10 protein-coding genes are annotated in these 22,674 nt (G+C 42.4%); 2 read left to right on the forward strand and 8 right to left on the reverse strand.

Annotated elements, in window-relative coordinates; genetic code table 11:
* The first annotated feature begins 412 nt into the window (after positions 1–412).
* Both QUA62_RS05145 and QUA62_RS05150 read left to right on the forward strand, forming a co-directional pair.
* The gene (locus QUA62_RS05145) at positions 413–6,346 is read left to right on the forward strand and encodes an AAA family ATPase (protein ID WP_333402771.1); all 5,934 of its coding nucleotides are present in this window, start codon (positions 413–415) and stop codon (positions 6,344–6,346) included.
* Positions 6,339–7,883, forward strand: a complete 1,545-nt coding sequence (locus QUA62_RS05150) for a response regulator (protein ID WP_333402773.1) — start codon at positions 6,339–6,341, stop codon at positions 7,881–7,883. The genes QUA62_RS05145 and QUA62_RS05150 overlap by 8 nt, the downstream gene beginning before the upstream one ends.
* A 553-nt stretch (positions 7,884–8,436) precedes the next feature.
* Here the strand turns inward: QUA62_RS05150 and QUA62_RS05155 are convergent.
* From QUA62_RS05155 to QUA62_RS05190, 8 genes are all read right to left on the reverse strand, one after another.
* Positions 8,437–9,717 (reverse strand): glycosyltransferase family 4 protein, encoded by a 1,281-nt coding sequence (locus tag QUA62_RS05155; protein WP_006634596.1) that lies wholly within the window; start codon positions 9,715–9,717, stop codon positions 8,437–8,439.
* A 95-nt stretch (positions 9,718–9,812) separates the two neighbouring features.
* Positions 9,813–11,465 carry a class I SAM-dependent methyltransferase gene (locus tag QUA62_RS05160; protein ID WP_333402775.1) on the reverse strand — a complete coding sequence of 551 codons (1,653 nt, stop codon included), beginning with the start codon at positions 11,463–11,465 and terminating at the stop codon, positions 9,813–9,815.
* 123 nt (positions 11,466–11,588) lie between these two features.
* A complete protein-coding gene (locus tag QUA62_RS05165; RefSeq protein WP_333402777.1) occupies positions 11,589–12,629 on the reverse strand; it encodes a class I SAM-dependent methyltransferase in 1,041 nt (346 codons plus the stop codon).
* Entirely contained in the window at positions 12,586–17,946 is a 5,361-nt protein-coding gene (locus QUA62_RS05170) for a glycosyltransferase (RefSeq protein ID WP_333402779.1), read from the reverse strand. Before QUA62_RS05170 ends, QUA62_RS05165 begins: the two co-directional genes overlap by 44 nt.
* A gap of 42 nt (positions 17,947–17,988) precedes the next feature.
* On the reverse strand, positions 17,989–19,488 hold the full coding sequence (locus tag QUA62_RS05175) for a methyltransferase (protein WP_333402781.1): 1,500 nt from the start codon (positions 19,486–19,488) through the stop codon (positions 17,989–17,991).
* Positions 19,489–19,503: 15 nt separating this feature from the next.
* Positions 19,504–20,916, reverse strand: a complete 1,413-nt coding sequence (locus tag QUA62_RS05180; RefSeq protein WP_333402783.1) for an ABC transporter ATP-binding protein — start codon at positions 20,914–20,916, stop codon at positions 19,504–19,506.
* A gap of 134 nt (positions 20,917–21,050) precedes the next feature.
* Positions 21,051–21,902 (reverse strand): ABC transporter permease, encoded by an 852-nt coding sequence (locus tag QUA62_RS05185; protein WP_445301639.1) that lies wholly within the window; start codon positions 21,900–21,902, stop codon positions 21,051–21,053.
* Positions 21,903–22,083: 181 nt separating this feature from the next.
* Complete coding sequence (locus tag QUA62_RS05190; RefSeq protein ID WP_333283645.1) at positions 22,084–22,623, reverse strand: hypothetical protein; 540 nt, start codon at positions 22,621–22,623, stop codon at positions 22,084–22,086.
* Between the last annotated feature and the right edge of the window lie 51 nt (positions 22,624–22,674).

Raw genomic sequence — 22,674 nt, forward strand, 5'->3', positions numbered from 1 at the left:
TAAAATAAGGTAGTCGTGACTATGTAGGACTACCTTATTTTGATAAAGACAATAATTGGTTGGACTACATAGTGGGCCAACTGCTGTTTTCTTTATTACTCTAACCGATAAAATAATCGTCTCTTCTGTGTCCCAGCTATCCTCTACTATCACATCGGTATATTCAGCAATTTTGCTGTGAATTTTTTCAGGACTTTACTTAAACATTTAATAAATTTTTAATATTCTCGCATATTAACTACCAAACAACCATATTGAGATTTGTTAAAATTAAAATATTCTTCAAAAAGCTTTGATTATACTTATTTATAGCGCATTGAAAATTGTTTTTTAATTCGGTTCTGTCATAAATATCAGTAGACCTACTGAAATACCGCCTGCTCTTCAACTTGTTATTAGTGAAATTACGCACATGAGCATTACTATTTTGGGTTACAACCTAAGCGCAGCTATTTACGAAAGTGTCAATACTATTATTTATCGCGGCATCAAAGAGAGTGATAGAACCTCAGCAATTATCAAAACCTTCAAAGCTGAGCATCCGACAATCGCAGAAATTTCCCGATTAAGACACGAACATAAAATACTCCGACATTTAGACAGTCAAGGAATAGTCAAACCCATAGCCTTAGAAAACTATCATAACGGCTTAGCGCTGATACTAGAAAATTTTAGCGGTCAATCTTTGAAAGATTTTCTTAACAATCAACCCTTGGCTATAAACGCCTTTCTCAAAATCGGAATTCAGTTGGCAAAAACTCTGGGAGAAATTCATCACAGTAATGTAATCCATAAAGACATTAAACCCTCAAATATCCTAATTAACTCAGAGACAAAAGAAGTAAAAATTATTGATTTTAGCATTGCTTCTCTTTTAGAGCGAGAAAATCAAACGGTCACAAATCCAAACTTATTAGAAGGAACTCTTGCTTATATATCACCGGAACAAACCGGCAGAATGAACCGGTCAGTGGACTACCGTACCGACTTTTACTCCCTTGGTATTACATTTTATGAAATGCTGACGGGTAAGCTACCTTTTTCCGCAAAAGACCCCCTAGAACTCGTTCATTGCCATATAGCTAAAGCACCCATACCACCTAAAAAGCTGAATCCAGAAATCCCGGATGCAGTTTCGGAAATTGTAATGAAATTATTATCTAAAACTGCTGAAGATAGATATCAAAGTGCTTTCGGAATAAAAATTGACTTGGAAACCTGCCAGCAGATGCTTTCGGCTGGAGAGATTTTTCCCTTTATGATAGGTCAACTAGATTCCTACAGCCAATTTATGATTCCGCAAAAGCTCTATGGACGGGAAAGAGAAGTTGCTAGTTTGCTAGAAGCCTTCGCTCGCGTCAGTGGTGGGACAACGGAAATGATCCTAGTTTCCGGTTATTCAGGTATCGGCAAATCTTCCTTAGTTAACGAAGTTGATAAACCTATAGTCGGAGCACGAGGGTATTTTATTTCCGGTAAATTTGACCAGTTTAAGCGGAATATTCCTTATGCTGCTTTAATTCAAGCATTTCAAGGATTGATGCGGCAACTGCTCACTGAAAATTCTGCTCAAATAGCAATTTGGAAAGCTAAAATTCTCGAAGCACTTGGTGCTAATGGGTCAATTATTATTGAGGTTATTCCCGAAGTAGAAAAGATTATTGATCCACAGCCTGCGGTTCCGGCTTTGGGACCCACTGAATCTCAAAACCGATTTAATCGAGTGTTTCAAAAATTTATACAGGTGTTGAGTAAACCCGAACACCCCCTAGTGATATTTTTGGATGACTTGCAGTGGGCAGATTCGGCTTCCCTCAAGCTTATCCAGCTAATTATGACCGATCCAGATAGTAAATATCTGCTATTAATTGGGGCTTATCGAGATAATGAAGTCAGTGCCACTCATCCCTTAATTTATACCTTAGAGCAAATTCAAAATACTAGGGCAAGAGTAAATAATATTATCCTCCAATCTTTAGAGCTCTCTCATGTTAACCAATTAGTGAGCGAAACTCTTCGCAGTCACATTTCCGAAGTTTTACCCCTGGCTGAGTTAGTTTTTAATAAAACCCAGGGAAATCCCTTCTTCTTAACTCAACTGCTCAAATCCCTTTATCAAGACAAAATTTTATCCTTTGATTTCGATCGAGTTTGTTGGCAATGGGATATCCAACTGCTTCAAGGCATTGATATCAGCGATAATGTCGTCGAATTGATGGTCAGCCAAATTCAAAAGCTATCCTCCCAGACGCAGAATGTCTTAAAATTAGCTGCCTGTATAGGAGATAAATTTAGTTTAGACGTTTTGGCAATTGCTAATAAAAAATCTCAGTCAGAGACGGCAAGGGATTTATGGGAAGCCCTACAAGCTGGTTTCGTTCTGCCACTAAATAATTCCTACAAAATTCCCCTGCTATTTGACTCGGAAATATCTACAGAAAACTCAACGGAGCAGTTTAATGTCACCTACAAGTTTTTGCATGACCGAGTGCAACAGGCGTCTTATTCTCTGATACCCGAGGATCAAAAAAAAGAAACTCACCGAAAAATTGGTCAACTACTGCTGAATTCCACAACCCCTGAAGAACGAAAAGAAAATATCTTTGCACTGGTTAACCAACTAAATTACGGCACCGATTTAATCACTTTGGAGTGGGAAAGATATGAGTTGGCCGAACTGAATCTGATCGCCGGACAGAAAGCCAAAGCTGCCACAGCTTATGAGTCGGCTGTCAAATATTTGAATGTGGGTTTAGGAGTTCTCCCTCATGATAGCTGGGAGAGTCAATATGAGCTGACGTTTAACCTGCATCTGGAAGCAGCAGAAACTGAATATATAAACACTAATTATGAGCGAGCGCAACAGTTATCGGAGACGAGCCTGAAACAAGCGAAAACCCTTCTGGAAAAAGGCAAGGTCTATGAACTTAGAATTCAATTAGAGATGTCTCAAAATCGGAGAATATCAGCTATAGATAATGGACTCGCCGTTCTGGAAATGTTCGGAATTAGCTTAGAGCAAGAACCACCTCAAGAACTGATAGTTGATGATTTAGCTAACTTGCCGACAATGACAGCTCCCGATAAACTCGCAGCTATGCGAATATTAAATCTTATTATAACACCAGCTTTTATTGTAAATCCTGCGATGTTTCCGCGAATTCTTTATACAAAAATAGCCTTGTCTATTAAGTATGGAAATTCGCCTGAGTCTGCTTTTGCTTATGTTTGGTATGGAGTGTTACTCTGTGGAGGATTAGGAGACATAGATTCTGGATATCGATTTGGCAAATTAGCTATTTTTTTACTAGAAAAATTTAACGCAGTTACCCTTAAATCAAAAATTATTTGTATATTTAATTGTCTGGCAAGGTTTTGGAAAGATCCGCTTAATGCAACCCTAGAATCTTTTGTTGAGGCAATTCAAAGTGGTATAGAAACTGGAGATATAGAATATGCTTGTCACAGTATAGCAAATTATTGCAATCACTTATTTTTTAGCGGGGGAGAACTACAAAAAGTTGAGCAAGAACAGGCAAAATATGTTGCTATGACTATTCAGCTCAAACAAGAATATGATACTTTATTTGTGAAAGTTCACCAGCAAATAGTTGACAATTTACTGGACAAAAACTCAGACAAATACAATTTACTAGGTGCAAGCTTTAATGAAGAAGAACTACTGCCAGGAATTATAGCTTCTAACAATGGGACTTTGCTCTATGCCTATTATGCCGGCAAAATGATGCTATCTTATTTATTTAAAGAGTTTAATCAAACAGTGAGGATTGCTGATTTAGCATTAAAATACGCCAGCATGGGTGCAGGATTAATCCACATGAGTATCGACAACTTTTACCATTCTCTTTCCCTCCTAGCACTGTATCCAAAAGCCTTGCCAAAAGAGCAAGAAAAATATCTAAGTGTAGTAGCAGCTAACCAAGAAAGAATGAAGACTTGGGCGTTCCATGCGCCGTGCAATTTTCAGCACAAGTATGAGTTAGTAGAAGCAGAAAAAGCGCGGATTTTGGGACAACCTTTAGAAGCGAGCGATTATTACGATCGCGCCATAGCAGGAGCCAAAGAACAGGGATACATCCAAGAAGAAGCATTAGCCAACGAATTAGCAGGAGACTTTTATTTTTCCCGTTCTAAAGATAAAATTGCTCGGATTTATTTAACCGATGCTCGCTACGGATATATTCGCTGGGGAGCTAAAGCTATAGTCAAAGATTTGGAAGCGAGATATCCTCAAATATTTTCCCGGATAGCCAAGCCCGAAAGTCAAGGTAGCCCGGTCACGATGATCACTACCTCGACGAGTGCAGGAAGTGCAGGATCTCTAGATTTAGCTACTGTGATCAAAGCATCCCAAGCTCTTTCTGGTGAAATTGTACTGAGTAAGCTGTTGGCAAAATTGATGAAAATTGCGATCGAGAATGCGGGCGCTCAAAGTGGCATTTTCATTTTAGAAAAAGCGGGAACTTTACTAATAGAAGCCTATGGAACCGTAGATAGCGATGTAGAAGTGCTGCAAACAATACCAGTGGAAAATAGTCAGCAACTACCCATATCTTTGATTAACTATGTTGCCAGAACTCAGGAAAATGTTGTATTAAGCGATGCGACTTGTGAGGGAACCTTTACGGCGGATACTTATATCGTCAACCAAAAACCAAAGTCAGTATTATGTACTCCCATCATCCATCAAGGAAAACTTACTGGGATTCTGTATTTAGAAAATAATCTCACAACTGGTGCTTTTACTCCCGAGCGTTTAGAAGTTTTACAACTTTTATCTTCTCAAGCAGCTATTTCGATTGAAAATGCCCGTCTTTATAACGATTTGGAAGCAGCCAACGCTACTTTAGAAGCGAAGGTGGCAGAAAGAACGCAACAGTTACAAGAAAAAAATATCCATCTACAAAAAGCAGAAAAATCAGCGAAAGCCGCCAACTCTGCCAAGAGTGAGTTTCTTGCTAATATGAGCCACGAGCTCCGAACCCCACTTAATGGCATTTTGGGTTACACGCAAATCCTCAAACGACAAAAAAACTTGGCTGACCAGCAAAAAGATAGTCTGAACGTGATTAGTCAGTGCGGCGATCACCTCTTAACCCTGATTAACGATATTTTAGACCTCTCTAAAATCGAAGCGAGAAAAATGGAAATTCACCTGAGTAATTTCCATTTATCAGAATTTTTGGAAGGTCTGGCTGAAATTTGCAATATTCGCGCAGAACAAAAGGGAATCTCCCTGATTTACGAGGCAATTACCCCACTACCTATTGCCGTTCAGGGTGATGAAAAAAGGTTGCGGCAAGTTTTAATCAACTTACTCGGCAATGCGATTAAGTTTACCGAAAAAGGTGGGGTGGCCTTCAAAGTAGGATATCAGGATGGCAAAATCCGGTTTCAAGTTGAAGATACCGGAGTTGGTATGGCACCAGAGCAATTGCAAGATATATTTTTGCCTTTTCACCAAGTAGGGGATGCCAACCGCAAGGTTGAAGGAACCGGGTTGGGACTGGCAATTAGCCGCCAATTAGTCCAGATGATGGGCGGTGAAATAAAGGTGAAGAGTACATTAGGACAAGGGAGCATTTTCTTCTTCGATTTAGATTTGCCAGAGGTATCGGAATGGGCGACTAATGCAGCCAAAGCCAATGCCCACACAATCGTTGGTTTCAAAGGCGGAAAACGAAAAATTCTCATAGCTGACGACAAGTGGCAGAATCGCTCGATCATGGCAGGAATGCTTCAGCCGTTAGGATTTGAAATTCTGGAAGCAACGGAGGGTCAGGACTGTTTAAACAAGGTAGCAGAGTTTAAACCCGACTGTATTTTAATGGACTTGATGATGCCAGTAATGAGTGGCTTAGAAGCAACGCGCCGGCTTCGCCAATCACTAGGTCAGACTAAGTTAGTGGTGATTGCTACTTCTGCCAGCGTTTTTGATTTCGATCGACAACAAAGTGCCGAGGTAGGTTGCAATGATTTTATTCCGAAACCCATACGACTCGAGGAGCTTTTAGAAAAATTACGTACTCACTTAGAGTTAGAATGGATTTATGAAAAAAATTTGGAAGAGATTAGGAGAGCAGAAGGAGAAAAAAAATCTCTAAGTTCTGAAATTGTAGCTCCCCCCGATGAGGAAATGGCCGTTCTATTCGATCTAGCAATGATGGGCGATCTCCGAGGGATTGCGGAGCGAGCTGCAAAACTCGAACAACTCAATGAGCAATGGGTTCCCTTTGCTACCCATCTGCGCCAGTTAGCGAAAGGATTTGAAGAACAACAAATCCTACAGTTTATTAAACAATATAGGACGACAACCAATGAGTAGTGAACTTGCCGAACAAAGCACCATTTTAATCGTAGATGACACTCCGACTAATTTAGGTGTCCTGTTCGATTTTTTGGCTGATTATGGCTTCAAAGTATTGGTAGCTAGGGATGGACAAAGTGCTCTCCAGAAGGTCGCATATGCTGCGCCAGATCTGATTCTGTTGGATGTGCTTATGCCGGGAATAGATGGGTTTGAAACTTGTCGCCGTTTGAAAGCGAATGATTTAACGAGAGACATTCCCGTGATTTTTATGACGGCTCTTGCTGATACGGTGGATAAGGTTAAAGGTTTGAGTCTGGGTGCGGTGGATTATATCACTAAACCTCTTCAGCATGAAGAGGTTTTAGCTCGTGTTAATGTCCACATGAAGCTCCGCAATTTGTCGAAGAAACTCCTAGAGCAAAATGTGTGCTTGCAAGCAGAAATCGAACAGCGTGTCAAAGCGGAATCCTCGCTGTTGAAGCTGGCATCGGAGTTGGAAAGGCGAGTTGACGAAAGGACGGCTGAACTTTTTCTATCCAATCAATTGCTCAAACAGGAGATTCAAGAGCGTCTGCAAGCAGAGGCGGGATTGCAAGAATCGGAAGCTCAATTGCGAACCCAAGCTCAATGTTTAGAAAAAGCTTTTCGTGAATTGCAATTGACCCAAACTAAACTTGTGCAGAGCGAAAAAATGTCTTCTCTCGGTCAGCTTGTTGCAGGTGTAGCCCATGAAATCAATAATCCCGTTAATTTTATTTTTGGGAATATTTCTTATGCCCATGATTATACCCAAAATCTGATTGATCTAGTCAATCTTTATCACCAAAAATTCCCTGCGGCTGGGCAAATAATTGAAGATAAAATAGACGAAATAGAACTAGATTTTTTGGTTGAAGACTTACCTAAATTGCTGACTTCAATGAAGGTAGGTGTAGACCGAATTCGGGAAATTGTTCAGTCGCTGCGAATCTTCTCGCGATTGGATGAATCTGAAATGAAACCGGTGGATATTCACCTGGGTATTGATAGCACTCTGTTAATTTTGCATAACCGCGTTAAAGGAAGGGGCGATCGACCTGCAATTGAGGTGGTTAAAGAATTCGGCAATCTGCCTCTGGTAGAGTGTTATGCGGGTCAGCTTAACCAGGTGTTTATGAATCTTGTTGCTAATGCTATTGATGCCATAGATGATTATAATACGACGCGATCGTTAAGTGAAATGAAAGCTAATCCTTCTAAGATTTTCATTCGCACGGAGGTCACGGAATCTAATCGGGTGTTAATTCATATTAAGGATAACGGCCCTGGGATGACCGAAGAAATTAGCCAACACCTATTTGAGCCATTTTTTACTACTAAGCCTATCGGGAAGGGTACTGGTATTGGGCTGTCAATTTCCCATCAGATTGTAGTGGATAAACACGGCGGCCAGCTCAATTGTATTTCAGCTCCTAATCAGGGGGCACTCTTTATTATTGATATTCCAATTCACCAGAAAAATTTTGCTAATAATTTAATTACGATGTCTGAAACAGCTTTGGGTATTTCTTAGTTGATTTTAACTGAAGGGGAGTTCAATAAATTTTAAGGGTTGCACAACTATATCAAAATCGATCCGGCAGGGGGATATTCCAATACTTTAGGTAATGAAGTAAGAAACGGATAGAAGCCTTCGGTAGCCTCTCACTTTTGCAGCCAAGCTAGAAATTGGAGTTTTGAGGCAGGAGGCAGAAGGAAGGAAGGAGAAGAAGTATTTTTACAAATATGAGATGCTCCATTGCTATTGCTGATTGGGGCGGATTCACATTTAGGACAGTTCATATTTCCATTATGCAACGCCCGAAAATACACGGGACGGGCGGGACGCCCATCCCACAAAAAAAATCAAAATCATCCCGCTATTATGCAACGCCTAAATTATGGCTCTCGAAGCTAGTTTGCGACTAGCCTAGAAGGGATTAACGGACTGCTATCAAACTATTTAATTTGGCAACTAAAACGTCGAGATGTTCCGAGGTTTATCGTCTAGTGGGTGGAGTCTCCTGTGCGACTACACCGCACAGGAGAGCTTATGACCAGGGGTTTAGTGCTGACCAACTTTATTGCTAAATTCTCACTGCAAAAGATGCTGCTAATTCCCGTTCTGGTTCCATACCAACTGTAGGCGGCATGGAACGATTGGCTACTTGCTCAATTAGTTGTAAATGTTGCGGCAGCATTTTAGCTAAACTGTAGCGTTCTAGGGCAGTTTGACGGGCTTTGATGCGAATTTCTGCCATGCGGGTAGGATGGTCTAAAACTTCATCAATGCGATCGGCTACTTGTTTGGGGGAGAAGTAATCGACTAGCAAACCGTTTTCTCCATCGCGGATAACTTCTCTGACTGGCCCTGTGTCGGAACCGATTACTAAACATCCTGTCGATAAAGATTCAATCATCGACCAAGATAGTACAAAAGGTCTGGTCAAATAAACGTGTACGTCGGATGCTTGAATTACTTTTAAATACAGTCCGTAAGGTAGCGGCCCGACAAAGTGAACTCGCGACAAATCTAGCGGTACTTTTTTGAGCATATAGTCTTTGTAAGACTCGCCGTTGGGTAAAGAACGCCCGTAACAAACTCTTTCGGAACCAACGATTACGACGTGACAGTTGGGGCGGCGTTCTTGTACATAGGCGATCGACTCAATGAATTCGGGAAAACCCCGGTAAGGTTCCATTCCCCGCGATACGTAGGTGACAATTTCATCCACCCCAGACAAGTCTAAGTTAGGCAAAACCAGTTTAGCACCGGGGTCTGGTTTGAAGTAATCGGTATCTACGCCGTCATGGAGTGTGGATAATTTTTGTTGTAATTCTGGCGGAAATTGCGATCGCTGCCAATAAGTGGGCGACACACCCCAATCGCAAGAATATAAATCGATCAGAATCGGCGCATTTTTGATTCTAATTCTGGCCATATCGTCAACTGTTAAAGGTTCCGCTGGGTCGAAATCTGCGTCGGAACCAATAGCATGATAAAACCACTCGAAATAACACAAAAGCGGCGTATTTGGAAAAGCTTCTTTGACAAATAATGTTGGCCCCCAACCGGAATGTCCGCAGATAATATCGGGTACGAAACCGTCTGCTTTGAGTTGTTCTGCCATTCTAAATACGGCTTGTCCGTAGATGACGGCACTTTCTAAAGGGCGGACGTATTGGTGAGTCTGCGCGTGGGGTTCCCGGCTGGGGGTAAATGCTGCTTTGCGAACGCCGGGAATGTTCCATTCGGGACGCTCGTTTTTAGTGCCGAAAACAATTTGATTTTTGGGATCGGCGCCTAACGCCGTGATAATGTGGCGGTATTGGGCGGGGAAGTTGGGATGGAGAAATAATGCTTTCATTGTCTGTTGTCTGTTGTCTGTTGACTGTTGACTGTTGACTGTTTTCTGTTCTTAGTTGGAATAAAATATTTAGATTCGGCTAAAAAGCTTTGGTTTTATTCATTGGGGGTTGGTGCTTTGCATATCCAGACGCAATCTCGCGGGACTGAAGATGTATTTTTCACGATGATTTCATAGTTTAAATGAGTGAGAAATTTTTCCATAATTGTATCAGTCATAACTGAAAATGCAGTGCCGTCTCTGCGTCCCAGCAGGTTTTTGTCCCACTCGCTGGCGAATTTTTGCCACCCTAATTCGCTGAGAATATTGCCGTGGTGAAAGACGCAAATTCGATCGCCCCGCAGTAGTTTGGGAATTTGAGTTAGGTAGTTGAATATGTCTACCGGCTCTATGTGTACCATTGTATCGTAACAAAAGCAGGCATCGGCTGAGGACGGGGCGATGCTGTCTAATGTTAAACCGTCGAGTTTGACGTAAGAAACGCGATCGCTCCCCAAGCGCGATCGGGCGGCTTGCAGCATTTGACTGGAAATGTCGGCACAAATTAGTCGATCGCAATATTTCAGCAACAGCGAACCTGTTTTTCCGCCGCCGATACCAATTTCTAAAACCCTATGTTCTTTTTTGATGTACGGTGCAATAAATTGCTGTTCTATCAAGGATTCATATTCTGATAGCGAGTTAGCCGCACCGGCACCTTTCCCTATCCATTCATCGCCCAAATAAGCGAGTTCAGGATTATTGTCTTTCCATTCTTGGGCGTAGCTATCCCAAGCTTCTTCGTAGTCTATTTTAGGCGGTATTATTTCCATTGTTTTTGGTTTTTTGGGTCTCAGAATACACAAACAAAAATCGCTTGATAGTCCTCCGGGTACAGCCATTAAGATTTGTTCAATCTCAAGCAATAACTTGACGATCGTTTCACTCTTGGGTTCTCCGTCTGAAAGTTGATAGTGATCTAACAAAGGGTAAAGTTCGTGAAGCAACCCCCCGCCGGCTAGATTCAAGACTTCCACATCAAAGTAGAATTCTAAAAACGGAAGTATCAGCTTTGACCGGACTGCTTCTGAAGGGTCTTTCGCGAATACTCTCTCAATACTTGGACTAGCAAATATTTCAGTTGTTCCCGATCTTAGCGTGTAGTGAAAACATTTGTAAATGCGATTAATCAAATCCACTTGATTTTGATTGTATATATTGTAGCAATCTCCTATGTATTCATTGATAATAAAATATCCATCTGGTTTTAAACATTTCCGAAGAATTGATAAACATCGTTCTAGTTCTCTGACGTGATGCAGCGAACCTGAGCAAAAAACTATATCGTATTTTTTATTATCATCAATCGTAAACAAATTAAAGTCATCTTGATAAAAATTAATCTCTACTCCCGCTGCTGCTGCATCTTTTCTAGCAATTTCTAAAGATTTTTCTGAAAAGTCAAAGGCATCAATTTGAGTAGCTAATCCTAATTTGGCCATCAGAATCTCGTGATTGCCGACGCCGCAACCAATAGACAAAAGACGCTCGAACCGTCGCTTTTTGAAGAATTTATTTACTAACCAGTTTAGCCAATAACCATTACCCTTACCACCTGACAGCCGCTCGTTTATAGCTGCTTCAATAATGGGATTAGACAACCAGTAACCTTGCTTCCCAATTGCGGCTGTTGGGTTAGTCTCCCAATATTTTTTAGCGGTAAATTGATCGGAGATGTTATCTTCCATACGATCATAATTTGAATCCATACTTTTTCACCCTTGAATCTGGAACGGTTACTTTTTAATAAAATAAGCTTCTAGAAAAATTTTACCGTAAGTTTGAGTCATTTCTGCCAAAATCTTCAATGAATCTAACACATCTTTAGCATTTTATGCTAACCGCTGACGCAAATATTTATCCTCTGTTTTTGGTTTTTTATGTCTCAGAATACACAAACAAAAATCGCTTAATAGTCCTCCGGGTACAGCCATTAAGATTTGTTCAATGTCAAGCAATAACTTGACGATCGTTTCACTCTTGGGTTCTCCGTCTGAAAGTTGATCGTGATCTAACAAAGGGTAAAGTTCGTGAAGCAACCCTCCACCGGCTAGATTCAAGACTTCCACATCAAAGTAGAATTCTAAAAACGGAAGTATCAGCTTTGACCGGACTGCTTCTGAAGGGTCTCTCGTAAATACTTTCTCAATAGTTGGACTCGAAAATATTTCAGTTGTTCCAGACCTTAGCGTGTAGTGAAAACATTTGTAAATGCGATTAATCAAATCCAATTGAGCTTGATTATATATATTGTAGCAATCTCCTATGTATTCAGTGACAATAAAATATCCATCTGGTTTTAAACATTTCCAAAGAATTGATAAACATCGTTCTAGTTTTATGACGTGATGCAGCGAACCTGAGCAAAAAACTAGATCGTATTTTTTACTATCATCAATACTAAATGAATTAAAATTGTCTTTATAAAAATTAATTTCTACTCCTGCTGCGGCAGCATCTTTTCTAGCAATTTCTAAAGATTTTTCGGAAAAGTCAAAGGCATCAATTTGATTGACAAATCCTAATTTAGCCATCAAGATTTCGTGATTCCCCACACCACAACCAATAGACAAAAGGTTATCAAACCGTCGCTTTTTGAAAAAATTATTGATTAACCAGGTTAGCCAGTAACCTTGAGTCTTACCACCTGACAGCCGATGGTTTATAGCTTTTTCAATAATCGGATTAGACAACCAGTAACCCTGCTTCCCAATGGCGGCTGTTGGGTTAGTCTCCCAGTAAATTTTAGCTGTTAATTCATTTGAGGTGTTCTCTTCCCTGATGCTCGAAATTTTACGCCATACTTTCTTACCATTGAATCTTGAACGATTAGTTTTTAGGAGTAAAATAAGCTTCTCTAAAAAATTGACCATAAGCTTCAGTCATTTCTGCAAAAGTATTCAACGACTCTAACACATATTTAGCATTTTCTGCTAATCGCTGACGCAAATATTTATCCTCCAATAAACTATTCAATGAGGCGGCTAATTCCTCCGGGCGATCGGGCGTATAAAACAAACCATTAATTCCCGGCCGCACTTGTTCTCTAATTCCAAAAACAGGCGTTGTAATAATTGGCAAATCGCAAGCCATCGCCTCCAAAATCACTCTCGGAAAACTTTCAACGCGAGAAGTGCAAACAAAAATATCAGCCGCTTTGTAATATTTGGCCGTCTCTCCAGTTTCTGGGACTACTGTCACCCTTTGCCGCAACTCTTCTGGCAATTCCCCCACCAAATCGGCTAATTTATTGCTGTAAATACTCGGGCGATCGCCCACAATAAAACACCTAATTTTTTTGTGCCATTTGTCCGGCAAAAGTGAAAGTGCCTTAACTAAATCCTGCTGGCCTTTGCGTTCGCATACCGTTCCCAGCAGCAAAATAACCACATCTTCCGCTGCAACACCTAAAGTTTTTCTAGCCAATTCAGAATTCTGCGAATTTTCGAGTTTGCTCAAATCTAAGCCGTTGTGAATCACCGTAAAATTGTGGTGGCTGTTGAGAGGCAAATACCTGTCCCGCGTTGCATCCGCCACAAAAATTACCTTGTAAGGAAAGCGAAAACACTCTAAAGCTCTGGCCGCAATCTCAGAACCAAACCTGTTAAAATAAGTTTGCCAAGGTTCGCTTTCGTGGACGTTCCACACCACAGGAATTCCGATTTGGCGCGCCGCATCAACTACAAAAAAGTTTTCTAAAGTATTGGCATAAATTGTATCTACTTTTAAACTTGCAATTTCTGTGCTAAAACTGCGGATGGCTTCATCATAAGCATCGCGCTGGTAGATGTGTTCGAGAGGATTGTCGCGCACAATTACTTCAATTCCCTGCTGTTGGTAAGCTTGACGCAGAGGCCCCTCTGTTGTGCAAAGTACGATCGGCTTAATCACACCCTCAGCCGCCAATTTCACCGCGATTTCGTACTGATGCAGCGGCGCACCAGTGAAATCCAGCGAATTGCTGCACATCAAAACTTTGATAGGGTGGATAGAACTGTTTGCTACTGATAACAAACCACAATCAGCACATTCTAATTCTTCCTTATTCCTGACATCAGTTACATCAGTTACATCTTGTACAGTGCTCGTTGCCGAACTTCCTTCTTCCTTCATAAAAACCCGTCGGGGTTGAATATGAAAATACTCATCTTCTAAAGACAAGTGAGGACTGTAAAAACTGTCCTTTTTCCCCGCATACTTGCGTCTAAAAGCCGCCACTTCTTGAGGATTGTCGGTAAAACCCCTAGAAGTTCCCTCTTTGTGCAACAACTCCGCATCGGGACAATATACGCACCGATAACCCCGTTCTAACAGTCGGTATCCGTAATCTGCATCATTGTAAGCAACAGCAAAATTCTCCTCATCAAAACCGCCCAATTCTAAGAACAATTGACGCGGAGTAATCGTGCAAGCTGCTGTTACCGCAGAGTAATTTCGCGTTACCATCGCTTGAGACAGATAGCCTCGATTTTCGCTGTTCATCAGCTTAAAAGCGTGACCAGCCAAGCCGTGATGCAGCCCGTGAATTACGCCCGCGTGCTGAATTCTGCCGTCGGGATATAACAGCCTCGCGCCGACTGCACCCACGCCAGGGATTTGAGCGTATCCCACCATTTGACTCAGCCAGCGCGGGTTAATTACTTCAGTATCGTTGTTCAAAAACAACACATATTCGCTATCAACTTGTTCGGCAGCGCGGTTATTAATTGCTGCAAAACTAAACTTGCCACCAGGATTTTTTATATGCAAAACTTGGCAATTTAATTGCTTTAAATATTCTAGAGTTTTAGGATCGTCGCTTTCGTTGTCGATGACAGCAACTTGATAATTTTTATATGTGGTAGTTTCTATAGAATCCAGACAGGCTTTCAGCAATTTAAGCTGATTTTTTGTAGGAATAATTAGCGTTACTGATGGGCCATTATCCGGGAAATTCTGGGAAAATATGCCCAAATTTTCTTTAATCGCCCATGCGTGCTGAGCGACATTGCCGTTAATTTGGCGACGGTTTAGTGCATCTTGAATGGCTTTTTGACCTGCGGCAAAACTGGCAGGTTTCGCGGCCCCAGATATGGCTGTAGAACCGGGTGCGGTTCGCCAGTGATACAGCACTAACGGCAGGTGCGCGACGTGGCGAGAAATTTCGGTTGCTCTCAATGCAAAATCGTAATCTTGCGAGCCTTCAAGACCTATCCGCAAACCGCCTATTTGTTCAAAAATGTGTCTTCTCACGGCGCACAAATGACCGAGATACATATAGGAAAGCAGCAGTTCCGGCGACCATTCCGGTTTGAATTGCGGGGCGAATCGGCGACCTTTAGTGTCGATTTTGTCGTCGTCGGAATAGAGAAAATCGGTGGCTGGATGCGAGGCAAAATATAAGGCGACTTCGCCTAATGCGTCGGGAGTGAGTTCGTCGTCGTTGTCTAAAAACAGGATGATGTCGCCTGTTGCGAGGGCGGCGGCGCTGTTGGTTGCTGCGCTGATGTTGCCGTTTTCTGTACGAAATGTGATGCGGATACGATCGTCCTTTTGAACCCAGTTTTTCAAAGTGTCCGCAACAGTGAAATCGGTGCTGCAATCGTCGGCAATGCAGAGTTCCCAGTTTGGATAAACTTGATTGATTACGCTGTCGATCGCACTTTCGAGAAAATCTATCTGCGGGTTGTAAACTGGCATTACTACCGAAATTTTTGGCAGGGGTTCCCGGCAGGATTTTAACCGAGAAATTAAGTAATCGCGCGCGCGATCGTTCCACTGATTCACACCCAGCCATGCGTCATATCTATCAATGGGTTGAGGCACCACAAAACCCGCAGGCGGCAGCAAATCTCCCGGCGCAGTAAACTGTTTTTGCTGTCGGTAAATCTTCCCCAACTGGCGGAGCACTTTCACAATTTCCCAAGGCATCGGCACAATCCTGCCCAGACGCTGTTTTCTTTCCCTCGCCCGCTGCTGGATTGCGGCTGTAAACCTTGATAACTCCTCAAATTTATCAGCACTTCGCTGCCAAATATGGTAGCGCCGCACAGTCAATATTTTAGGCGCTTGAAAAGACAAAATTTCCCCGGTTTCTAACTCAGCTTGCAGAGAAACGTGCCATTCGCCCGGAGGCAAATCGACAAGGGCCTCAAAACCGCTTTCCGAACTGTTAACCCAGTCGGGGAAGACTTCGCCGACATCTTTTCGCCGCAAACCGTAGGCGCATTCTACAGAAGTATCGCCGCACAACAAGCTTAATTTAGCAATTTTGCGATCGTGGTGGCAGCACCAACCTGCAAACAAAATTTGACCCTGACGCTGTTCCCACACCACCGGTACATCTAACGATGCTTGAATCGTTGAAACTAACAACGGATAAGCTGCCAACAAATGCCATTTACCTCGCTCATCTTGCGCTTCCAGCAGCACTTCGTGCCGTCCGGCAGGCGCTTCCAATTGAATTGTAAAACCTGATTTCTTCGCAGCCGGAATATTAGAGTGTGCTAGCGCTATATCACTTCTATCTATGCCGTAAACGCCTGCGAAACCCTGGTCTTTAATTCTTGCCCGGACTGCTGTAGTCTCTCTTTTTTGGTGAAAAACCCAGCCGACAATTAGCAGGTGCGAATCGCAAACTTGCCAAGTAGTGGGTCGATCTAACGAAAAAATAAATTTAGGGAACAAGTCGCGGATTTTGCGCTGAACTTCCCACAACTTTTCTCTCACTTGCCACCATATTGAAGACTTAATTATAGCAAGTTCTGCACGAAAATTTTCATTTTCCTGGCGGGCTTGTTCTAAATTTTCCTGAGTATCCTTTAATTTTTCCTGAGTTTGACTTTGTGCTGTTTCTAACTGAAGTAACTCAGCTAACTTTTGCTGCAATATAAATTCAGTCTCTTCAAATTCTACCTGAGTTTGCCCTAATTCTGCTTCTAATTCTAATACTTTCGCTAAAGCTGTTTGAAATTGCGATTCTTTGCCGGCAAGCTGTACCTGAGTTTGTCCTAATTCTGTTTCTAATCCGAGGAGTTTCGCTAAAGCTTCTTGAAATTGCGATTCTTTGCCGGCAAGCTGTACCTGAGTTTGTCCTAATTCTGCTTCTAATTTTAAGACTTTTGTTAAAGCTTCTTGAAATTGCGATTCTTTGCCGGCAAGCTGTACCTGAGTTTGTCCTAATTCGGTTTCTAATCCGAGGAGTTTTGCTAAAGCTTCTTGAAAATTTGATTCTTTGCCTGCAAGCTGTACTTGAGTTGATCCTAATTCTGTCTCTAATCCCAACACTTTCGCCTGGGCCTGGTGAAATTCTTCTTGCCACTGTTTGAGTTCGGAAGACCTAATTTTTTGCTGTTTTTCCAGCAAGCGGATTTTTAGCCAATCTTCAAATGGCCAGACTGGAGAGGCTGGGAAATGAATAACTTGATCGATCGCACCTTTCGATTCGCTGCTGAGATTGCCAGCTTGGGTTTCCAAAAGTTCATATAGTTCTAATGCTTCGGGAAAATATTTTTCTATTAAACTCGGTCTGTGACTTTTGACAATATCGTTGACTAATAAAGATTCTTCAAAATTGTCGCCCGGTATGGCACCTAAGTTAACATTAAATTTTTCGTTGACTCGATCGAGGAAAAGTTCAGGAGTGTTGCCGATGGGGTAAACATTGGCTAGGAGACAGCGATCGGGGAAACGTTCGTAAAGTTCTAAAACTTTTTGATTGTAGTGAATCCACATTTTTACTGCCATTTCGGGATTTTGCAGCAAGCTGACATCGGTTCCCCGGCGGTAAAGGGAATCGACTACTTCCCAGGGCGATCGATAAACACAGATAAAATTAGCTTCGGGGAGTAAAGTCAGCCAAAAATCCCAAAAAAGGGCTGTTCGGGGGTCTTTCCAACCCCAATGTTTGTGAGTTTGTTGATTTTGGTCGATCGCGCGTTTGGCGATTTCTACGTATTCTGCTGCTACCGGAATCGTTTTTTCAAACGTACATCCTAGCTCATCAATACCGTGCGATCGCAAAACACTTTTGTGAAAATCCACAAAATCAACATTCTCGAAATGACCTTTCACATTTCCGTCGGCCGGGCCCACTAACTTTTTGCCAATATCAACCCCGACTTTCTGAAACAAAGAAGCTGTTAAAGACGTACCGGAACGGTGCATTCCGGTAACAATAAAAACCGACGGTTTGCTGTCATTTGTACTCACAATTTCTCTCCCTCGCCCTAATTCCCACACCAAATTTACTCGCTACTCTCCCGCTAAGCCCAGGGAGCGCCTGACTTGAAACCACGCGCTTCTGATCTTCCAGAACTTGCTGCTTTCCATTGCCAAAACCCGACTGTTCGCTTGCTCTAGTTTTTGCTTGAGATTAATTAGCTGATTTTCTGTTTTATCCAACTGCATTTGCACCGATACTAACTGATTTTGAGTTTGCTCCAACTGCATTTGAGCTAAAACTAATTCAGTTTGAGTTTCTTCCAACTTTGTTTGAGTAATCATTAACTCACTTTGGCTTTGCTCCCATTCTATCTTAGCCGAGGCTAACTGAGTCTCGAGTAATTTGAGTTTTGTCTGGGTAGACCCCAACAAAGACTGCGATTGCCTTTGGTTAACCAGCGATTTAACAGTGCAAGTTTCCAGAATCCATTCCAAACCATAGTTATTGATTGCTTTGACTATTAACACATCCTGCAGCGCCACCGTGTTTTTTGGTAAATAACACCTCCAACCCGACTGCAAAGCCCCATCATTTTCAAAATATCCAGCCACATCAGGGCGATCGTAAAAAGGCTCGCACCTCTGTACAACCTCGCCGTTTACCAGCACTTGCAGCTCCTCAACTCGACCGCCGGAATTCACATCAGCCACCCATCCTTCCAGATACAAATTTTCCTTATTCGTAAAAGCAGCAACATCAATATATCCTTCCGGATGATGATGGAATTTCAACTCCGAAAAATCTCTAACTAACTCATTTGTTACAACATACAAATCCTGAAACCTGCATATGCCTTTTTTGAGGCGGTGAACAAAAGCTTTGCCTCCGCTAACTTTCTCGACACATTCTCTCACAAACTTTTCAGTTACATAAGTTGTGCCGTATTCCTCCTTATCTAAAGACTGACTTTCGCTTTTAGGACTAAACAAAATACCCTTGGTCGGCATTTCTGTATTAGCTGCACGCAAACACTCATCGTGAACGCTGAACATCAAAATGCCGTTAGGAGTCAACAAATCATACAAATTTTGTAACCAACTTGTAAAAGTTCTTTCCGGCATATGGCTGAAAAAAGAATTAGCCAGAATGCAGTCAAACTTTCGGTCAATTAAATAATTTTCTGGTTCTCCCGTTGAGACAATACCGTTGACGCCCAGGTATTCCGTTTGAAACTTAACCGCGTTAGCATAAATATCAGAAACCCAAATTTGTTCCTGCGACATTTCCTGAATCACAAACCGGGTAAATCGACCGTAACCGCAGGCAAAATCTAGAAAAGAGGGGACATTTTCAAAACTGCCAAAATGCCATTCCACAACTTGTTTAACCGTATCCAAGATGCGACGCCCGATCGAATAATAGCGCACCAAAGCCCGATCGCGATCGTCTTTGACGTTGTTCAAGCTGAACAAATACATTTCATCGTCTTCGCAGATATTCAGTTTAAAATTTTCGGGAAACTTAGCTTGATCTTGAATAAATGCTTTGATTACGGGATTTCCGACTAAATCTAAATTGATATCGCTCATTGTTTTTACAGAATTTTAGATAACCTCTGTTGACTGCTCTTTCACTATAGAATCAGCATTAACAACAGTTAAACACGGTTCTATCAGCAAGTCAACGATGCCGTTACCGCAGGACTCAGTACAAGACTGAACTCTAAACATCGCCACATCAACGCAGCGATCCAGATAAGTTAAATCTCCATCAACCGTTCCCACAACCCCAGCATTCAGAAAATAAACCCCGGGATTCAGCAAACATTTAAACTGAAACTTAACTACAATTGTCGTTCCCGCTTCCACATACCTAACTGACTGAGTAGAAGCCTTCAAAGAAGCACCCGCCAACTCAAAACCGCTAATCGTTTTAATCAACATTCCAAACCTAACCTTGGAAGTTGACCGCGAGAAAGTGACCGAGTAAGTATAAATATAATCTTGACGGCCTAGCAAGTGATTTACCACATTTCCCTTCAGCGTCTCGATGTGGGGGTTGATAATTTCTGCTCCGCGAGACGGATACCTTACCGTATTCGACGGTATCATCCCCGGATCGTAAAATTCATCGTAATATTCGTTGGGTTTAGAGAGATGTTGCTCCGGTTTAACTTCCCTCTTTGTGCTTTCTAAATTAGCCTCCTGAAGGTGGTCTTGACTTTCCTGTTTTGTCAGTTGGTTCAGAGCTCGAATATCTGACTTCAACCCCAAAACCTGATCCGGATCGGCATAAATCAGCTTTTGATACTTAGAAATTACCACCTTCGGCGTGTGAGCCAGCAGCAATTCACCGCTATCCATTAAAATAGCTGACGTACAAAGTTGCACCACAGAAGTAGCAGCGTGAGAAACAAATAAAATCGTTCCGCCACCTTCCTGAATGCTTTGCAAGCGGGCAAAACACTTGCGTTGAAAAGCTTCGTCGCCCACCGAAAGCGCCTCGTCAACCACCAAAATATCTGGCTCGACGCTAGTTGCAACAGCAAAAGCTAGCCTGACAAACATACCGCTAGAGTAAGTTTTGACTGGCTGTTCGATGAAATCCCCAATATCAGCAAAAGCAGCGATATCGTCAAATTTTTCTTCAGTTTGTTTTTGATTGAATCCCAGTAACTGAGCGTTAAAAAACACATTTTGCCGCCCGGTAAATTCCGGGTTAAACCCGCTTCCGAGTTCCAACAAAGCGGAGACTCGCCCTTTAACCTCCACGCTTCCTGCGGTAGGCGTTAGCGTCCCCACAATTATTTGCAGGAGAGTGCTTTTTCCCGAACCGTTGCGACCGACGATTCCCAGAGTTTGTCCTTGAGGAATTTCCAGATTGATGTCGTGCAGGGCCCAAAATTCGTCAGCCAGTTTTTTGCTGGGGTAAATAATTTCCTTTAAGCGGTCTCCTGGACGATCGTACCGCTTAAAGCATTTGGAAACATTTTTTAGTGAAATTACATTTTCTGTCATTGGCGGCAGTCAATCGATTTTAGATTTTAGATTTTAGATTTTAGATTGACTTGAAATCTCAAACATATTTACAGCACAATCGATTTTAGATTTTAGAATTTAGATTTTAGATTGACTGTAGATCTCAAACAAATTTACAGCACGTCAGCAAAAGCGGGACGCAAACGCCGGTAAACCGCCAAACCTCCACAAAATATAGCAGCAGAAATTAGCGTGGCGACACCCCATTCGCCCCAATGCTTAACTTCTCCAAGCAGTATGAGGTCTCGATAAACCTCCGCGATGGCGGCCATTGGATTCAGCCAAAATATCCACGCCCGCCACTCTTGGGGGATTATTGATGCTGGGTAGACGATCGGCGTCAAATAAAACCAAAAATTTAGAATAACACCTAATGTCTGAGGAATGTCTCGCAAAAATACAGTCAAGCCCGCTGTCAAATATCCCAAACCAGCAGTTATCAGCAACTGAGGTATCCACACCAACGGCAGTAAGCATAAAGTAGCGTTGAGCTTTTGCGACGATACTGCTACTATCACAATCAAAGCTGCTAAACCCAGAGAACTTTCAATAAAAGCTGTAAAAATCGGCACTAGCGGCAGCAAACCGAGAGGAAATACCACTTTTTTCACTAAATTCGGCTGCCCCACCACCGATACTCCCGACTTGATCAAACCGCTGGTGAAGGCACTCCAAGGCAACAAACCTGCAAACAGCCAGACTCCAAATGTAATGTCGCTGTTTTCCGGGAAGCCTGCAAGGCTGAGCTTTACCTTGAGGACGATCGAAAATACGTATGTGTAAATCACCAATTGCGATAGCTGATTCAGCAGCGGCCACAAATTGCCCAGAATCGAGCCTTTGTATTGAGCTTCCAAGTCCCGGCGCACCAATGTTGCCAGCAGATTCAGCTTCGCCCACCGCCGGGGCGTAATTGCGGGCAGCCTGCCGCGCACCCTTCGGGCTTTTTGGGCAACTCCTTTCACCGTTCTCAGCAATTTTTTCGCCCTCGTTCACTAGCTTCACACCTAAATCAACTCAAGCTACAATTGTGCAGCTTTTGTTAAACCGCAATTATTCCACAGCCCCGCCGCTTTGATCAAGGATCTGCCACCCTAGCTTCGGCTTCTTCTTTCTTTCTTCTTTCCTCTTCCTTCGGAGGTTATTTTAGCCGATCGCCGATCGAACTGCCGAACCCATCGCTAGTTTTTGCTCGTCGTCGTAGCCCCACCGCTGGAAAAATTTTTCATACTTGCCGTTGGCACTCTGCAAACTTTCTAGCATTTGCGACGCTATAGTTTGACAGGCTGGTATTTGCAGGATTTGAATTAAATTGCGCGATCGCTCCTGCACTCTAGCAGAATCGGCCGCCATTTCCTGCTTTTGCTGGCGCGAATGATGCACAACCATTGCCGCCGACATCGCCAAATTTTTCACCAGCAGTTCTGCTACGATCTCAGGAGCCGATCGCAGCGCCTCGACTACTCCGGGTGACGGGTGATCTGCCTCCTGTCGATCATCCGTTAGATAGGTGACAAAAAAACCCCTAGCACCGTTCTGTGTTTTCACCAGAGATGTAACAGCTTGCTGGATGTCGGCTTGTAAAAGTCGATTAGCCTCAATGAACGACAGTAAAGATTGAGTCAGCTCGATCGCCCCCTCAAAAGTTATGCTTTCCGATGCTAATAAAGAAGATGGAATACTCATAACGAACTCAATAATTTTAAAGATTCTGCTAACAACAATTGTAAACACTTC

It is taken from the genome of Microcoleus sp. MON1_C1 (assembly GCF_036701945.1).
In the GTDB taxonomy this organism is placed as follows: domain Bacteria; phylum Cyanobacteriota; class Cyanobacteriia; order Cyanobacteriales; family Microcoleaceae; genus Microcoleus.